The sequence below is a fragment of the Candidatus Omnitrophota bacterium genome, from assembly GCA_026387175.1.
Classification (GTDB): domain Bacteria; phylum Omnitrophota; class Gorgyraeia; order 2-01-FULL-45-10; family 2-01-FULL-45-10; genus CAIMPC01.
Genome location: JAPLME010000004.1, coordinates 26,924 through 44,106 on the forward strand (window position 1 = coordinate 26,924; position 17,183 = coordinate 44,106).

The 17,183-nt window shown below is 49.1% G+C and carries 18 protein-coding genes and 2 pseudogenes; all 20 read left to right on the plus strand.

Features of this window, described 5'->3' with window-relative positions; all coding sequences use genetic code 11:
- The first annotated feature begins 1 nt into the window (after position 1).
- The 20 genes and pseudogenes from pilO to rsmA all read left to right on the plus strand — a co-directional run bounded on the left by pilO (position 2) and on the right by rsmA (position 17,168).
- Positions 2–601, plus strand: coding sequence for a type 4a pilus biogenesis protein PilO (gene pilO / locus NTY76_01460; protein MCX5677758.1), 600 nt, complete (start codon positions 2–4; stop codon positions 599–601).
- Entirely contained in the window at positions 598–987 is a 390-nt protein-coding gene (locus NTY76_01465) for a hypothetical protein (protein MCX5677759.1), read from the plus strand. The genes pilO and NTY76_01465 overlap by 4 nt, the downstream gene beginning before the upstream one ends.
- Positions 977–2,671, plus strand: a complete 1,695-nt coding sequence (locus tag NTY76_01470; GenBank protein MCX5677760.1) for a secretin and TonB N-terminal domain-containing protein — start codon at positions 977–979, stop codon at positions 2,669–2,671. Before NTY76_01465 ends, NTY76_01470 begins: the two co-directional genes overlap by 11 nt.
- A complete protein-coding gene (locus NTY76_01475; protein MCX5677761.1) occupies positions 2,667–2,996 on the plus strand; it encodes a TIGR03936 family radical SAM-associated protein in 330 nt (109 codons plus the stop codon). The genes NTY76_01470 and NTY76_01475 overlap by 5 nt, the downstream gene beginning before the upstream one ends.
- Positions 2,989–4,503, plus strand: a complete 1,515-nt coding sequence (locus tag NTY76_01480; GenBank protein MCX5677762.1) for an Rne/Rng family ribonuclease — start codon at positions 2,989–2,991, stop codon at positions 4,501–4,503. The genes NTY76_01475 and NTY76_01480 overlap by 8 nt, the downstream gene beginning before the upstream one ends.
- 75 nt (positions 4,504–4,578) lie before the next feature.
- Positions 4,579–4,905, plus strand: a complete 327-nt coding sequence (gene rplU / locus NTY76_01485) for a 50S ribosomal protein L21 (GenBank protein MCX5677763.1) — start codon at positions 4,579–4,581, stop codon at positions 4,903–4,905.
- Positions 4,905–5,135 (plus strand): 50S ribosomal protein L27, encoded by a 231-nt coding sequence (locus NTY76_01490; GenBank protein ID MCX5677764.1) that lies wholly within the window; start codon positions 4,905–4,907, stop codon positions 5,133–5,135. The genes rplU and NTY76_01490 overlap by 1 nt, the downstream gene beginning before the upstream one ends.
- Positions 5,135–6,121 (plus strand): GTPase ObgE, encoded by a 987-nt coding sequence (gene obgE / locus NTY76_01495; GenBank protein MCX5677765.1) that lies wholly within the window; start codon positions 5,135–5,137, stop codon positions 6,119–6,121. Before NTY76_01490 ends, obgE begins: the two co-directional genes overlap by 1 nt.
- Before the next feature lie 4 nt (positions 6,122–6,125).
- A complete protein-coding gene (proB, locus tag NTY76_01500; protein ID MCX5677766.1) occupies positions 6,126–7,205 on the plus strand; it encodes a glutamate 5-kinase in 1,080 nt (359 codons plus the stop codon).
- Complete coding sequence (locus NTY76_01505) at positions 7,202–8,458, plus strand: glutamate-5-semialdehyde dehydrogenase (protein ID MCX5677767.1); 1,257 nt, start codon at positions 7,202–7,204, stop codon at positions 8,456–8,458. The genes proB and NTY76_01505 overlap by 4 nt, the downstream gene beginning before the upstream one ends.
- 114 nt (positions 8,459–8,572) lie before the next feature.
- The gene (gene nadD / locus NTY76_01510) at positions 8,573–9,145 is read left to right on the plus strand and encodes a nicotinate-nucleotide adenylyltransferase (GenBank protein ID MCX5677768.1); all 573 of its coding nucleotides are present in this window, start codon (positions 8,573–8,575) and stop codon (positions 9,143–9,145) included.
- 90 nt (positions 9,146–9,235) lie between these two features.
- Positions 9,236–9,379, plus strand: coding sequence for a DUF5679 domain-containing protein (locus tag NTY76_01515; GenBank protein ID MCX5677769.1), 144 nt, complete (start codon positions 9,236–9,238; stop codon positions 9,377–9,379).
- A gap of 60 nt (positions 9,380–9,439) precedes the next feature.
- Positions 9,440–9,922: a ribosome silencing factor gene (gene rsfS / locus NTY76_01520; GenBank protein MCX5677770.1), complete on the plus strand. Its 483-nt coding sequence runs from the start codon at positions 9,440–9,442 to the stop codon at positions 9,920–9,922.
- 4 nt (positions 9,923–9,926) lie between these two features.
- The gene (argS, locus tag NTY76_01525; GenBank protein ID MCX5677771.1) at positions 9,927–11,609 is read left to right on the plus strand and encodes an arginine--tRNA ligase; all 1,683 of its coding nucleotides are present in this window, start codon (positions 9,927–9,929) and stop codon (positions 11,607–11,609) included.
- Between the two features lie 2 nt (positions 11,610–11,611).
- Positions 11,612–11,872 (plus strand): annotated as a pseudogene (locus tag NTY76_01530) (hypothetical protein).
- 9 nt (positions 11,873–11,881) lie between these two features.
- A pseudogene (gene mfd, locus NTY76_01535) lies at positions 11,882–13,486 on the plus strand (transcription-repair coupling factor).
- Positions 13,487–13,553: 67 nt separating this feature from the next.
- On the plus strand, positions 13,554–14,432 hold the full coding sequence (locus tag NTY76_01540; GenBank protein ID MCX5677772.1) for a peptidylprolyl isomerase: 879 nt from the start codon (positions 13,554–13,556) through the stop codon (positions 14,430–14,432).
- Entirely contained in the window at positions 14,429–15,382 is a 954-nt protein-coding gene (locus NTY76_01545; GenBank protein MCX5677773.1) for a peptidylprolyl isomerase, read from the plus strand. The genes NTY76_01540 and NTY76_01545 overlap by 4 nt, the downstream gene beginning before the upstream one ends.
- The gene (pdxA, locus tag NTY76_01550; protein MCX5677774.1) at positions 15,360–16,325 is read left to right on the plus strand and encodes a 4-hydroxythreonine-4-phosphate dehydrogenase PdxA; all 966 of its coding nucleotides are present in this window, start codon (positions 15,360–15,362) and stop codon (positions 16,323–16,325) included. Before NTY76_01545 ends, pdxA begins: the two co-directional genes overlap by 23 nt.
- Before the next feature lie 9 nt (positions 16,326–16,334).
- On the plus strand, positions 16,335–17,168 hold the full coding sequence (gene rsmA, locus NTY76_01555) for a 16S rRNA (adenine(1518)-N(6)/adenine(1519)-N(6))-dimethyltransferase RsmA (GenBank protein ID MCX5677775.1): 834 nt from the start codon (positions 16,335–16,337) through the stop codon (positions 17,166–17,168).
- The last annotated feature ends 15 nt before the right edge of the window (positions 17,169–17,183 follow it).

Here is a 17,183-nt window from a genome sequence, read left to right on the forward strand (position 1 = left end):
GATGCGGACGATATTGAACAACATAATCGCTATTTTCACGAACCTTAAGAAGAGCCCGAAGCAGATGATAATTGTGATATCCGCGGGCTGCGCCTTTGCGCTCTTATTGTATTTTAATTTTTTGCTGAAACCTCAGGTTATCAACATATCCGGCATTAGAAGCAATCTCGGTAAAGTCAGCGCGGATCTGAGGGCCGCAAAATCTGATATCGCCAAAATCAACAGCATGAGAAGCGCGGTCGAAGCATACAACAAGAAGCTGGACAAATATGAGAAGACGCTTCCCACGGAAGAGGGCATACCTGACCTGTTGGAAAGCCTTTCCGAGATGGCGAAGAGCTCTAATATGCGCATAGCCGGCATAGTGCCGGTCGATCAACAAAAAGGGGCCGGGTCCGGAAATCGTGTTTACAAAGAGATACCTATAATGATAACCGCCAAGGCCGGATATCATGGGGTGGGACGGTTTCTTTCCAGCCTGGAGAATTCCGACCGGTTTATGAAGGTGGTCGATATGCAGATAAAAGCCGATCCGGCTTCGCCGAAGAAGCACGATGTGGAACTGCTGGTGGTTACATATGTTTTGCTGGGGGGCCGATGAAATTCCATTTCGGGAAACAGGCGCACCTTATCTTTTTTTCGCTGGCAGCTATGGTTATTTTTATATTGCCCTGCGCCGGTGACGACTATAAATATGATTCTCACGGTAAGCGCGACCCTTTCGTGCCCCTGGTGAGCATAGACAGGCCCGCGGTGTCGAGATTAGAGGATGTGACATCGGTCGCGGATGTGAAACTGGAAGGCGTGGCCAGCACCCCTCGGGGAAAAATAGCCGCGATATTGAACGGTGAGATCGTGAAGGAAGGCGACAAGTTCGGGGATATAGAAATCAAAAAAATCACAAAAAAGACCGTCACGATAATAATGGGCGGTAAAAATTATAATATCGATTTAGCCGAAGAGGGGGGAACAAAGAGTGGGTTATAAAAGAGCCGCAAGGCTATCAAGAAAGCTCCTGATCATGGTATTGGTGATTATATTTATCGCACCGCCTTTAGCTCTTATCCAGGCGTTTGCCGAAGAAGGGAAAGCGGAGACGCTTCCTGAGAAGCCTGCGTCTGCGGTCAGCGTCCCGGCAGAGAAAGCTCAGGATGTTTCCGCGCAACCTGTTGCTAAATCCGGAGTGGCCCCGGCCCTGCCAGAGCCGCCGGCGCAGGAAGAAGCTAAGCCTGTGGAGGTCCTTCCGGTCGAGCCCGGCAACGTCACTGTCAATTTTAAGGGCGCTGAGATAAAAACGGTCCTGGCCTATATATCGGAAGTGGCAGGCGTCGATATAGTGTCGGCTCCCGATGTTAAAGGTATTATAGATCTTAGGCTGACCAATAAGCCATGGAAGGCGGCGCTCGATATCATCGTAAGAAATTATGGATTCGCTTACGAGAGGGAAGGTGACATCATAAGGGTCGTGACGCTTGATAAGTTGAAACAGGAAGAGCTTACGACCCAGGCTTTTAGCCTTAACTACTCAAAATCGAAGGAAGTCGTCGCGGCGCTAAAGAATATAGTAGGTGAGAGGGGCAATATAGTGTTTGACGATAGGACCAATACTGTTATAGTCACGGATATCCCCACTAACATATACAGGATAGGCCAGATAATCGGAAGGCTCGATAAGAGGACGGAGCAGGTTCTTATAGAGGCGAGGATAATAGAGACGGTGCTGGGTAATGACGAGAAGCTGGGGATAGACTGGACCGCAAAGATGACAGTCAGCGGCGCTAGTCGTCCGACTACAATGCCGTTCAATTTCTTTAATAACGATGACTGGAAATTTTTAGATAAAATGATCCCTTGGGACCAGACAAATGCACCAACGGTTATCGCATTACCGGGTACGCAAGGTACACAGACTGTAACGCCTGCGAATTTCCCTGTATCTAATGCTGGTATCAATGTGAAATCATTTCCTCTTGCGCTCGCTGACAGTTTCAGTTTTGGGACGCTAGATTTCAGCCAGTTTAAAGCGGTATTGGAGTTATTGAAATCGCGGGCCGACACAGATACCATATCAAATCCGCGCATAGCCACTCTTAATAATAATAAAGCTACTATAAATGTTGGCGAAATTATCTACATTCCTAAGTTTGAAAGAAACTCCACAACCGGAAAGATGGAGATCACCGGATATGACCAGACAAATTCCGGCATTGTGCTGGATGTCACTCCTCATATTAACGATGTCGGCGAGATAGCGCTGGATCTGGTTCCCCAGATAAAAGAATACCTGGGGACTTCGCCCATAGCTCCGGGCAGTGATATATTCGCGCCATTATTCAGGACCAGAGAAGCAAAGACGCAGGTGATGGTGAAAAACAGCCAGACAATATTTATCGGCGGCCTGATAAGCGAGAAAGAAGTTGATAAGCGCACTAAGCTGCCGTTCATCGGGGACATGCTTGGCGATGTTCCGTATCTGGGGCTCCTGGTCTCCCATAAAGACATAGTTAAGCAGAGGGTGGAGTTGATATTTTTCATCACAGTTAATATAATGTCTCCCGGAACTGCGATAGAAGGTGCGCCGTTAGCCAGTAAAGCGTATGTGCCCGTATTTACCGATACCCAGCGTGGTAACACAGCCGCCGATAAGAAGAGATTGAAAAAAACATATTAATCCCGAAAACGTAAATTATAAGTTAAGAGCGGTATTTTCCAAGACCGGCGATATGCGTTTCATATCGCACCTGGATCTTATGAGGCTTTTCCATAGGGCATTGCGCAGGGCAGGCCTGCCGGCTGTCATAACCAAAGGATTCAGTCCTCATATAAAAATGAGCGTAATGAAGGCTCTGAAGCTGGGCGTGGAGAGCGCCTCCGAAGAGGCCGTATTTTACATGACCGAGAAGCTCCCGCCTCAGAGTTTTGTGGATGCAATTAACGCTAAATTACCCGACGGAGTAAAAGTAGTGAGCGCTAGAGGAGATGACTTGAATGCATAAAGAGATATTTATAAATGTTACTCAACACGAAAAAAGGATAGCTGTCCTTGAGAATAAGCGTATCGAAGAGTTTTACACGGAGCGTCTCGACGATGTGAACCTCGTAGGAAATATTTATAAGGGCAGGGTCGAATCCGTATTGCCGGGTATGGGCGCGGCATTTGTCGACATCGGTTTAGAGAAGAACGGTTTTCTGTATGTAACGGATGTAGTGCCCGGCATGGGGAGCTATGAGAAGCTTCTGGAAGAGGGCGTGGGAGAGGAAGACGTTAAGAAGGCCGAGAGACAGAAGAAACTTCCGCCGATAAACCAGCTGTTGAAAAAAGGCGACGAGGTGCTTACCCAGATAGTGAAGGAACCCATAAGCACAAAAGGCGCGCGCCTGACGACCCATATAAGCATACCGGGCAGGTTCCTGGTCCTTATGCCATTCGACAACCATATAGGCCTTTCGAAGCGGATCGAATCGCGGGAAGAGCGCGACAGGATAAGGGCCATCATCGAAAATTTGAAGCTGCCTAAGGATCTCGGTTTCATCGTGAGGACAGCCGCGCAAGGGGCGAGCGATAAAGATTTCTTCAGGGAGTCCAGGTATCTTATCAATCTCTGGAACAATATAAAGTCTAAGACAAGAAAGGCGAAAGCTCCCGCCCTCATACATCCCGAATATGACCTGATATTGAGAGTTGCCAGGGACATATTTACAAGCGATGTGGGCAGGCTGGAGGTGGATTCAAAAGACGATTTCAGAAGGATCTCGCGCTTTTTAAATATACTGGCGCCTCACTTAAAGTCCAGGTTGAAGCTTTATCAGGACAAGGAGCCTATATTCGAGAAGTTCGAGATAGAGAAACAGATCGAGAAGATATACGATAGGATCGTGCAATTAAAGAGCGGCGGCTATCTCATATTCGAGCAGACGGAGAGCCTTGTCGCGATAGATGTTAACTCGGGTAAATTCATCGGCAGGAAGAACCTGGAAGACACGGCATTCAAGACCAATATAGAGGCTGCGGAGGAGGTGCCACGGCAGTTGAAGCTGAGGGACCTCGGAGGCATAATAATAATCGATTTCATAGATATGGATTATGCCGACCACAGAAAGTCAGTATTCAAGACGCTTGAAAGGCGCCTTGAGGATGATAAGGCCAAGACGAATATTCTGAACATTTCAAGCATAGGGCTTGTTGAGATGACGCGCCAGAGGGTGCGCGAGTCGATCGAGTCGAAGAGCTATCAGAAATGCCCGTATTGCAACGGCCGCGGCATCGTGAAGTCGATATCGACTATATCTATCGAGCTCATCAGGAAACTCGAGTATGTGCTGCAGAATACAAGGTCGAGGGAGCTGTTCGTTTCGATGCATCCGGAAGTGGCATATTATGTCTCAAGCCCTGAAAAAAATATGGTAAAATCACTAGAAAGGCGCTTCAGGAAGAGTATAAGGATAATAGAAGACCCCAATATCCATATCGAAGAGATAAAGATAGAGCAACGGAACGCTTGACCGATGCTTGATATTATGCTATATTATCCGGTCTGTAACCCTTATAATCAACTACAAAAGATCCGGAGGTATTAAATGTTCGCTGTAATCAGTGCTGGCGGTAAGCAGTATAAAGTAACGAAGAATGACGTTTTCTCCGTGGAGAGAATGGATGTGAAGGCCGGCGAAGAGATCAAACTTGATAAGGTGCTTCTGTCCAAAGAGGGGAACTCCACTCATATAGGCAATCCTTATCTTAAGGGTTCGCATGTGGTATGCGAGGTCCTGCGCCAGGAGAGAGAAGCCAAGGTAATAGCTTATAAATATAAGAAACGAAAGAGCGAGAAGAAGAAGATAGGCCACAGGCGCGATGTCACAGTGCTCAAAGTGAAAGAAATCGAGATAGCGAAAGGCGACAAATAATGGCACACATGGTAAATGGCCGCGACGGTCAACCTAAGACCCGAAGCGTAAAAAAATATAAAGGCGAGGTCGTTAAGGCCGGTAATATAATCGTAAGGCAGAAGGGCCGGCGTTTCAGGCCCGGAGCCAATGTAGGGATAGGCAGGGACGATACGCTCTTCGCGCTGGTTTCCGGCGTGGTGAATTTCAAGCCCAATAAAGTAGTAAGCGTAATTCCTAACGAGAAATAATGTTCATAGATGAGGCTAGGATATATGTCAAGGCCGGTAACGGCGGTGACGGCTGCAGCAGCCTCTATAAGGATATATTCAATAGAATAGGCAAACCCGACGGCGGCTTCGGCGGAGCAGGCGGGGACGTCGTCTTCGTCGTAGATCAGAATGTCCAGACCCTTCTGGACTTTCAATACAGGCAGCATCACGAAGCGGAGCGCGGATACCACGGCAGCTCTAACCACAAAAAAGGCGCGCGGGGCAAGGACCTCATAATAAAAGTTCCTCCGGGCACCCTCATCAAGGACTCCGACAGCGGCCTCGTCATACGCGATCTCACAATTATAGGCGATAAAGTAATAGTGGCAAAAGGCGGCGCCGGCGGCAGGGGAAATTCCCGTAACCACGATGCGACAAAGGGAATTCCGGGTGAGGCCAAGACCGTGCTGCTCGAATTGAAGCTGATAGCGGATGCCGGGATAATAGGTTACCCCAATGCCGGAAAATCCACGCTTATCTCCAGGATATCGAGCGCGCATCCCAAGATAGCAGGTTACCCGTTCACGACCAAGGAGCCCGTCCTGGGTGTGGTCAAGATCCATGAAGGGACCTCTTTCGTGGTCGCCGAGATACCCGGACTGATAGAGGGCGCGCATGAAGGCAGGGGCTTGGGTGACAAATTCCTCAGGCATATCGAGAGGACCAGGATCCTTATACATATGGTCGATATTTCGGCCTTCGAAGGCCGGGATCCTGTGCAGGATTACAGGAAATTAAATTACGAACTCAAGTCTTACAGTAAAGAGCTTTCGAAGAAGTTTCAGTTCATAGCATTGAACAAGATAGACAATCCCGATGCTGAGATTCATTTAAAGAAGTTCAGGAAGGCTTATCCGAAAAAGAAAGTTTACCCGATATCCGCGATCACGGGAAAAGGGGTGAAGGAGCTTCTGGGAGCTGCATATAAAAAAGCGATGAGCGTGAAGTGCGCCGCGAAAGAATAAGACGATGAGAATAGTAATAAAGATAGGGACCAAGGTCATAACGTCCAAGGACAGGGCTCTCGATAAAGAGCGCGTAAAGGATATGGTGTCTCAGATATCCGCTATACGTAAAAAAGGTATAGACGTGCTTATAGTGACGAGCGGCGCGATAGGTGCGGGAATGTGGCTCCTCGGTATCAAGAAGAGGCCGGCCGATCTTTCGGAACTGCAGGCCGTAGCCGCGATAGGGCAGAATTATCTGATGAAACTCTACGGTGAATATTTCAAGGCGCACGGTTCCCTCACAGGCCAGATACTGCTGACGCAGGACGATTTCAATGACAGGAAAAGATATCTCAATATCAAACATACTATAGGCGCGCTTTTGAAATACAACGCGGTACCGATAATAAACGAGAACGATACAGTAGCCACCGAAGAGATAAAATGCGGCGACAATGATCGTTTATCAAGCCTTGTAGCGGATATCGCAGGGTGCGATAAACTCATCCTTCTTACCGACGTGGATGGCCTATTGGACGAGCATGGCTCTGTCATAGGCATGGTCGGCGAGGTGAATCAGAAGATACTGAAACTTGGCGGAAGGAGCGTTTGCGACCTGGGGACGGGCGGGATGGCGACTAAGCTTCAGTCCGCCAGGGCTGCCCAAAAAGCCGGCATCGAATGCATCATAGCTAACGGTAAGGCCAAGGACATACTTTCCAGGTTAGTTCTGGATGGTGATAGAGTCGGCACCAGGATCCTCAGCGCAAATAAAAAGTTCGACGCTAAGAAGCGCTGGATAGCTTACTCATCCATGTCCAGGGGGGCGATCAGGATCGATGACGGCGCCAGGACGGCGCTTATTCATCGCAATAAGAGTTTGCTGGCCTCCGGCATAGTCGAAGTCAGCGGCGATTTTGTGTCGGGCGACGTTATCAGCATATCGGATAAGGATGGGCATGAGTTCGCGAAGGGTCTTTCTAATTATTCGGCCGATGAGGTGGAGAAACTGAAAGGATTGAAATCCGTCGATTTCAAAAACGTGCTGGGATATAAAGCTAAGGACGAGATCGTCCATAAAGACAATCTGGTGATACTATGATGTCCGCATATAATATAAAAAAAATATGCAGCGAAGTGAAGTCCGCATCGAGAGAGCTTGCTGTTACCGGTACGGAGGCCAAGAATAAGGCCCTCATCGCGATGAGTAAGGCCCTGACGATAAGAGCTCCCTATATCATCAGGGAAAACAAAAAAGATCTTTCAACAGCCGTGCGAAAAGGGTTGTCGCCGGCGCTTATAGACCGGCTGCGGCTCACCGAATCAAGGATAGCCGGCATGGCGAAATCCCTGTCCGCGATCGCCCGGCTGAAAGACCCCATCGGCGAGGTCACCGAGACCAGGGGAAGGCCCAATGGTTTACTGATAAAAAAGATCAGGGTTCCTATTGGCGTGATACTGATAATCTACGAGGCGCGGCCCAACGTCACGAGCGACTGTATAGGGCTCTGTCTTAAATCTTCCAATGCTGTTATCTTGCGGGGCGGAAGCGAGGCGGTTAATTCCAATATAGCGATATTCAATGTCCTGAACGAAGTCGCGGTAGATGCCGGGTTACCGGACCATTCGATCGCGATAATTAAAGACACCGACAGGCGGGTCGTGGACGAGCTTCTTATACAAGAGGGCCTTATAGACCTTGTTATACCCAGAGGCGGCGAATCGCTTATACGCGAGGTCACCAGGAAGTCGAGGATACCCGTTATAAAACATTATAAGGGTGTCTGCCATACCTATGTCGATTCCGACGCGGACCTGAAGATGGCGGAAGATATCTGTTTTAATGCGAAAGTTCAGAGGCCCGGCGTATGCAACGCGATGGAGACGATGCTGGTCCACAGAAAAGTGGCGAAGAAGTTCCTTTTGCCTATGATAAAGCGTTTTATTGCCGCGGGCGTTGAGATCAGGGGATGTCCCGAGACGCGCCGCATTGTTCCTGGCTTAAAGAGAGCGGCGGAGAAGGACTGGTACACCGAGTATCTGGACCTTGTTTTATCCGTGAAGGTGGTGAAGGATGTCGATGAGGCTATCGCGCATATAATGAAATACGGCTCATACCACTCGGACGCGATAGTGACTGAAAACAAGAAAAACGCCGGGAAATTCTTAAGCGAGGTCGATTCCGCATGTGTCTATCTGAACGCTTCGACAAGATTTACCGACGGCGGAGAGTTCGGCAAGGGCGCCGAGATGGGCATATCCACGGATAAGCTGCATGCGCGCGGCCCCATGGGCCTCGAGGAGCTGGCCTCATATAAGTACGTGGTCTTCGGCACGGGACAGATCAGAAAATAGGCCGATGCCAGAGACATCGGCACTTAGCCTGCAATACGGCTGAATAAACTAGGCCGATATCAGAGATATCGGCACTTAGCCTACAATGCGGCTGAATAAACTAGGAGTTTAGGCATGATGAGAATCGGGATACTCGGAGGGACATTTAATCCGATCCATATAGGGCATCTTATACTGGCTGATGAAGCTCTCTCAAAGTTAAAGCTGGATAAGGTGGTCTTCGTCCCGTCGTATATGCCGCCCCACAAGAGTGTCGAAACCGGCATTAAGCCTCAGGACCGCCTCAAGATGGTCGAACTTGCGATAGGGGATAATCCGTCTTTCGAGGTCTCGAATTTTGAAATAGGCCGGAAGAAGACATCATATTCCATTGATACCCTGAAAGAGTTTCGCGCCAAACATGGCGACGACGTCCAGCTATATTTCATAACGGGCTCGGACCTTCTAAAGGACCTGTTCTCATGGAAGAGCGTTAACGATATATTCAAGATATCTAAATTCATAGTCGCCAACCGCCCGGGATATCCCGTGAAGGATGTTCCTAAAGAGGTGGAGACCGTAGTGATAACGCCCATCGAGGTGTCGTCCGAGGATATACGGAGGCGCCTCAAGGCCGGAAAGTCCATAAGATACCTTGTGCCGGAAAAGGTGCGCAGTTATATCATTGAGCGGGGGTTGTATAAATAAGTAGCAGTTTCCCTTGACGATAGCGGCGTTTAAGGTTATAATTGAATAAAATTTAAGTATCAAGCTCAATTTTTAAGGGGGTGATATCAGATGGCCGAGATAGGATATTGCGTAAAGTGTAAATCCAAGAAAGAGATGAAAGATACTCAACAAGTCACGATGAAGAATAAGAGAACAGCGATGAAGGGGAAGTGCACGACTTGTAATACCGGAATGTATAAGATAATGAAGTAATGCCACGATTACACAGATTAGAAGTAAGCTTTGCAGCTAGCTGATCTGTGTAATCTTTTTATGGGCCAAAAAAGGAGCATAGCGATCGACTCTAAACGTAAAGCGTTAATTATGGCTGAAGCTGCTTCGGATAAAAAAGGCATCGATATAATCACTATAAAGATGAGGAAGGTGTCAGGTATATGCGATTATTTCGTGATAGCCACCGGTACTTCCACTACACATGTTCGCGCGATCTCCGATAACATTATCAAGCAGTTAAGGGAGAAAGGCGCTAAACTCAGGCATATAGAGGGCGAGAGAGAAGCTTCGTGGATACTGGCGGACTTCGGCGACGTGGTCGGCCATATATTCCTGAAAGATACGCGTAAGTTCTACGATCTCGAGAAGCTTTGGGCCAAGGCTCCCCAAACCAGGTTCGAGGAACCGGAGCCCTCGAAGCGAAAACCCCTAAAAAAAGTAGTAAAGAAAGCCGTAAAGAAACCCGTGCGTAAAGCCGCGAAGAAGCCCAGGAAAAAGGCCCGAAAGAAGAACAAAAAATAGATCAATGCATTATGGCGAGATTGAAAAAAATATAACGTTGGTTTTAGAGAGCTCTCTTCAATCGGTGCTCTCGCGCCTCAGTGTCCAGCCCCCGTCACCCCAGGAAATAAAGATCGAATTAGAGATACCTAAAGAGAGGTCCCATGGCGACCTCTCTTCAAATATCGCCTTAAGGATCTCCAAGCTTGCCTCAAAACCGCCGGTTGAATTCGCGAATCTGTTAAAGGCAAAACTCGAAGAGTCTATCCCGTCATCGCCTTTAAAAGGCGCTATCGACCGGGTCGAGGTGAAGGGGCCCGGTTTTATAAACTTTTTTGTCAGCAAGGATTTTTTATCGGGTATTCTGCTGGAGATCCTGAAAGAAGATAGTAATTTCGGCAGTTCGAATATCGCCGGGCCCGTAAAGATGCAGATAGAGTTTGTCAGCGCGAACCCGACGGGCCCGCTTACGATAGCGCATGCCAGGCAGGCCGCGTTAGGCGACAGCCTTGCGAACATTATGACCTTCCTCGGATACGATGTGACCAGGGAATATTATCTTAACGATGAAGGCAATCAGATGAATATGCTCGGGCTCTCCATACGCTCGCGATACCTGAGCCTCTGCGGAGTCGATGAACCGCTGCCCGATGACGGCTATAAAGGGTCTTATGTGATCGATATAGCGAAAGATTTCATGAAGGAACACGGAAAAGATCACGTAAAGACGAAAGAGACAGATATATTCAGGGAGTTCGGACTCCAGTGGATACTGGAGGGTATAAAGAAGGACCTTGACGATTTCGGCGTAAAGTTCGATGTCTGGTACAGCCAGAAGTCCCTGAGGGAATCCGGAAAAGTTGAGAAAGCTATCGACACCCTTAGGGGTAAGGGCTTCATATATGAAAGCGAAGGGGCGGTATGGTTTAAGTCGACTCTTTTCGGCGACGATAAAGACAGGGTTATATATAAATCCGATGGAAGCGCTACTTACCTTACACCCGATATAGCGTATCACCTGGAAAAGTTCAACAGGGGATTCAAAAAGTTGATCGATATATGGGGCCCGGACCATCATGGCTATATCCCCAGGATCAAGGCCGCCATAAAGGCTCTGGGATACCCCGAAGACTCTCTTTCGGTGCTGATAGTGCAGCTCGCCACTTTGTACAGGAACGGCCAGGTGGCCTCTATGTCGACGAGGGCCGGGGAATTCGTGACCCTAAGAGAGGTCATGGACGAGGTCGGTAAGGACGTCTCCAGGTTCTGTTTCATAATGAGGAGGATGTCGAGCCATCTGGAGTTCGACCTGGACGTGGTCAAGAAGGAATCCGCGGAGAACCCCGTCTATTACATCCAGTACGCGCACGCGCGCATCTGGTCGATACTGGAGTATGGCAAAGGCGCCGACATATCCGCCGAATTCGATCCGGGCCTGCTGAAGTCTCCGGAAGAGATAGAGATCATGCGCATGCTCAGACAATTCCCCTTGATAGTGGTATCGAGCGCCAGGACCCTTGAGCCCTATGTGGTCCTGCAGTATCTTCAGGACCTGGCAGGATCGTTCCATTCTTTTTATAATAAACACAGGGTTGTGAGTGACGACCCGCGCCTGACGAAGTCCAGGGTAGTGCTGGTCGATTGCGTCAGGGTAGTGCTCGCCAACGGTTTACGTTTATTGGGAGTTTCGCTTCCCAAGAAGATGTAACAGTGTTCGAATCCATAAAGATCTATCTAAACGAAGAGATAGACGTAGAGAAGATATCGACGAGGCTTGTCGAGTACGGCTATCACGCCCGAAAGAGGGTCGCCGAAGAGGGGGATTACTCCCGGCTCGGGGACACCATCACAGTATATCCGCTTACATTCGAATACCCGCTCAGAATAGAGCTCCTGGATAATAAAGTCGAGAGAATAAGAAGCGTCGATCCTGTCACATACCAGAATGTCGACGAACACTCCGCCGCTATAATCCTTCCAATAAAGGGCATACAGAGAAAGAGGATCCGGCGCAAAGAGCCCTTGGCCGGGGAAGAGTCCCCGATAGATAATTTTGTCGATATAGAGCCGGGGGATTACGTCGTACATATCGACCACGGCATAGGAAAGTATCTCGGTATAGAGAAGCTGAAGATAGAGGGTAAATATGTTGAGCATCTAGCGCTGGAATACGCTGACGGCGAAAAGCTCTTCGTTCCTTTCGACGATGTCGGCAAGATACATAAATACCTGGGATTCGAGAGAAGGCTGCCGAAACTGCACAAGATCGGGTCGAAACTGTGGAACGCCGCCAAGGAGAGGGTGAAGAGCGGCGTATCGAAGATAGCGATCGATCTTCTGGACCTGCAGGCAAAACGCGCGGCCGCCGGAGGGTTCAAATTTTCGCCGGATACGGAGTGGCAGAAAGAGCTGGAAGGCAGTTTCCCGTATAAAGAGACAGCCGACCAGCTGCGCGCGACGGCCGAGGTAAAAAAGGATATGGAATCCCCGAAGCCGATGGACAGGCTCCTATGCGGCGATGTGGGTTACGGAAAGACCGAGGTCGCGCTCCGGGCGGCGTTTAAGGCCGTGATGGACAATAAGCAGGTGGCGATACTTGTGCCGACGACGATCCTCGCCGAGCAGCATTTCAATACATTCCGGAACAGGATGCGGGCCTTTCCCGTGGCCGTAGAGATGCTGTCGCGTTTCAGGACATCCAGGGAACAGGGAAGAATAGTCAAGGATGTGGCTGAAGGTAAAGTCGATATAATAATCGGCACGCACAGGCTTTTGTCGAGCGACATGGCTTTCAAAGACTTGGGCCTGGTAATAATAGACGAGGAGCAGAGGTTCGGCGTGCGGCATAAAGAGCGCCTGAAGAAACTCCGCGTCAATACGGACGTGCTCACATTGACAGCGACCCCGATCCCGCGAACGTTATACTTTGCCCTCATGGGCGGCCGCGACATCTCCATTATAAATACTCCGCCGTCCGAGAGGCAGCCCGTAGAGACTAAAGTCGTTCATTACGATGAAGCGTTGATAAAAGACGCGATATTGGCCGAGAAGGCCAGGGGAGGCCAGGTATTCTTTGTCCATAACAGGGTCAAGGGCATCGAGCTTATAGCCGAGAAGATCTCAAGCCTTGTTCCCGGGATCAGGCTGGTCGTAGCTCACGGCCAGATGCCGGAGAGGATGCTCGAAGAAACGATGATCAATTTTATAAAGGGGAACATAGACTGCCTAGTATCGACCACGATCATCGAATCCGGCATAGATATACCGAACGCCAACACTATTATCATAAACAGGGCCGATGCCTTCGGGCTATCCGAACTTTATCAGCTCCGCGGAAGGGTAGGCAGGTTTACGCGCGCGGCGCATGCTTATCTTATGATACCGAAAAAATTTGTCTTGAGTGCGGAGTCCGAGAAGAGGCTCCAGGCGATAAAGAAATTTCAGGAGCTGGGCAGCGGGTTCAAGCTCGCGATGGAGGACCTGCAGATAAGGGGAGCGGGAAACCTCCTCGGCGTTGAACAGCATGGTTATATAAGCTCGGTCGGGTTCGACTTATATTGCCGTCTCCTGAAGTCCGCTGTGGACTCATATAAGAGCTGAGGCAGTTCGAGATTGAATATGCTCGCTTTTAATGGTAATATATAATCCAATTATGAATATACGGCATATTCTTATAGTAATATTAAGCGCCTCATTAACATTGGCCTTCGGCTGCGCGAAAGAGCCTTCCCCGGATGATAAGGTCCTTGTAAAGATCAGTAACAGCACCATCACTCTTAAGGATTTTAAGACAAGGATCGAGAAGCTTCCGCCTTACTACCGGAATATGGTCGAGAAGGACAGGAAGCGTTATCTGGAAGAGATGATCGCTGAAAAATTATTCTACGAGGAAGCCCTGCGAAGAGGGCTGAATAATGATAAAGAAGTCGCTGAGATAGTGATGGAGGCCAAGAGGAAGATCGTTATAGCGAAGCTTATCAAGAATGACGTGGAAGACAAGGTGAAAGTGAGCGAGGATGAGATCGCTAGCTTTTACGCAGCGAACAAGGATAAGCTGAAGACGCCGGAAATGTGGCGCGCGTCGCAAATACTGGTGCCGACCGAACAGGAAGCGAAGGAAATTCTGCAGAAATTAAATAGCGGCGGCAATTTTGAGGATATCGCCAGAGCTCAGTCAAAGGACGCTACCGCATCCAGGGGCGGCGATATCGGGTACTTCAGGGCCGGCCAGCTGGTGCCCGATTTCGAGAAAGCAGCCCTCAGCCTGGACGTGGGCCAGTTGAGCGACGTCGTGCACACAAAATTCGGCTACCATATAATAAAGCTCACCGATAATAAGGCCCCCGATATGCAGACTTATGAAAAAGCGAAGCCGCTGATAGAGAATGAGCTCAGGAAGAAGAAGAAGGCGGAACTCTTCTACGAGCTTGTGATGGCATTAAAAAAGAAATATGGCGTAAATATAGATGAGAGCGCGTTCAGTTCCAAAGACCCATTAAAAAAAGAAGACAAACCGGACGGTGAGATATGAAAAAAATACGCTTACTATTTTTAGCGCTTGTCTTCATGGCCTCGGCGTCGGCAGTTTTATACGCGGCGGTAGTGGATAAGATAGTGGTTGTGATCAATAACGAGGTCATTACTCAGGGCGAGATAGACAGGATACTCGCTCCCGCATATGAGCAATATAAGAGCATGCTTCCCGAGGATCAGCTTATTAAGAAGCTGGATGATGCCAGACAGGCCGTTATGGCCCAGTTGATAGAAGAGAAGCTCATCCTGAGTGAGGCGAAGAAGCAGAATATCGAAGTCGATGAGAAGGATGTGGACGCGAAGGTCCAGGAGTCCAAAAAACGCTTTCCTTCGAACGAGTTGTTCGAGGAGGCGCTCGCCGCGCAGCATCTGACTCTGAAGGATTTGAGGGCTAAATTTAAAGAGCAGCTTATGACGAAGAAGCTGATAGATCAGAAAGTCGGCTCAAAAGTTTTCATAACTCCGAACGAGGTAATTGAATATTACGGGAAGCATGCAGAGGAATTTTCCAAACCGGAGGCGCTCCGGTTAAGCAACATACTGATAAAGCCTAAAGAGAATGTGAAGATTGAGAAGACGGTGGAGCTGGTCGCCGAGATAGGCAAGCGCCTTAAAGGGGGCAGCGATTTTGCCGAACTTGCGAAGATCTATTCCGAGGGCCCGGGCGCCAAAGAAGGCGGCGCTATGGGATATGTGAGAAGAGGGGATCTCTTACCCGAGATAGAGAAAGTGGTATTCAGTATGAAGGAGGGAGAGATCTCCGACGTGATACGGACTAAGGTCGGATTTCATTTTATCAAGGTGGATGAGAAGAAGGCTCCCGAGAGCGTTAGCATGGCTGACGCGCGCCAATCTATCGAGCAGACGCTCTGGATGAGCAAGATGAGGGAAAAATCAAAGGGGTGGATCGAGGAACTGAGAAAGCATGCCTACATCGCGTTCAAGTAAGCAGCGAATTGTTATAACCATGGGGGATCCCTCCGGTATAGGTCCCGAAGTTACTTTAAAAGCTCTGGCAAGTCCTCAGATCAAGGGGCTTGCCGATTTTATTGTTGTGGGCAATCGGTTTACCATAGAGAAAACCTCGCGTGAGCTGGGGCTGAAATTTTCGGCGTCTCTAATGGATATAGATAATGTCCCGCAGGAAATATTCAGATATGGCAAATCTCATCCGGCTTTCGGCAAAGCGTCAATACAGTATATCGATAAAGCCCTGGATATTATAGATAGTGATGACGCGGATTCGCTCGTCACGGCTCCGATAAACAAGGCCTCCATAAACTCCGCGGGCTATAAGGGATTCGAAGGCCATACCGAATATCTGGCTAAAAAGACCCATGCGAGTAATTTCGCGATGATGTTCGTAGGCAAAGAGCTTAAGATAACGCTTGTAACGCGCCATATAGCGCTCAGGGACCTGCCGAAAAAACTCTCGGAGGCAAATATCCTTTCGGCAATAGAGCTCACAGATAGATATCTAAAAAAATTCTTCAGGATTTCGGCTCCCAGGATCGGCGTGGCGGGATTAAACCCGCATGCAGGCGAGGGCGGCATGTTCGGAGACGAAGAGGAGCTAGTCATAGCTCCAGCTATAAAGAAAGCGGCCAAACACGTTAAATGCCTCACCGGCCCGGTGAGCCCCGACGTCATATTCAATATGGCGCTTGACGGAAAATTCGACGCGGTGATATCCATGTATCACGACCAGGCGCTTATACCGTTCAAGCTCCTCTATTTTAATACGGGCGTGAATCTCACGCTCGGCCTTCCGTTTGTCCGCACCTCGCCGGATCACGGCACGGCATTCGATATAGCGGGAAAGGGAATTGCCGACCCGTCGTCGATGATCGAGGCCATAAAGCTCGCATGCCGTCTGTCCGGCAAAGCGTGACTTAAGGCCATGCTCACCATCTCACAGCTTAAAGAGATCTTCGCAAAATACGATTTCCATCCGCTGAAACGCCTCGGCGAAAACTACCTGATCGATTCAAATATCAAAGATAAGATAATCGCCGAGAGCCGTCTCTTAAAAGAGGACATAGTCCTGGAGATAGGGCCCGGCCTGGGTGCCGTCACAATGGACCTGGCGAAATCCGGCGCCGGGGTCTTTGCCGTAGAAAAAGATAGGAAAGCGTTCGCGATCCTTGGCAAATTGTCCGCAGACATTCCAAATCTGAAACTCATCCAGGGCGACATACTGGAATTCGATATAAGAGACATAGGAGCTTCTAAAAGGATAAAGGTTATCGGAAATCTGCCTTATTATATAACGACGCCGATCATGGAATATCTGATCAGGAATAAAGCAGACATAGAGTCGGCGATCGTCATGGTCCAGAGGGAATTCGCTAACCGGCTGCTTGCCTTGCCGGGGACAAAAGATTACAGCTCATTAAGCTGCTTCATTCAATACCATATGAAGCCGAGTTACATTTACACGGTCAAGAGGGCCTCTTTTTATCCCGAGCCCGATGTCGACACAGGCCTGATAAGGCTGGATGTGCTGGAGACGCCTTCGGTCGATGTGAAGGATGAGGACCTCTTATTTAAGGTCATACGAAGCTCGTTTAACCAGCGGCGCAAGTCGATAATAAACTCACTATCCCGCGAAGAGGCCCTCAATATGCCTAAGAAGGACCTTTCGGACATTTTGGCCGGCTTAAAGATAGATCCTTCCATTCGCCCTGAGATGCTGAGCCTGTCCGAATTTGCGAAGATCGCCAACGCCCTTTAGTACCGTATTAGACCC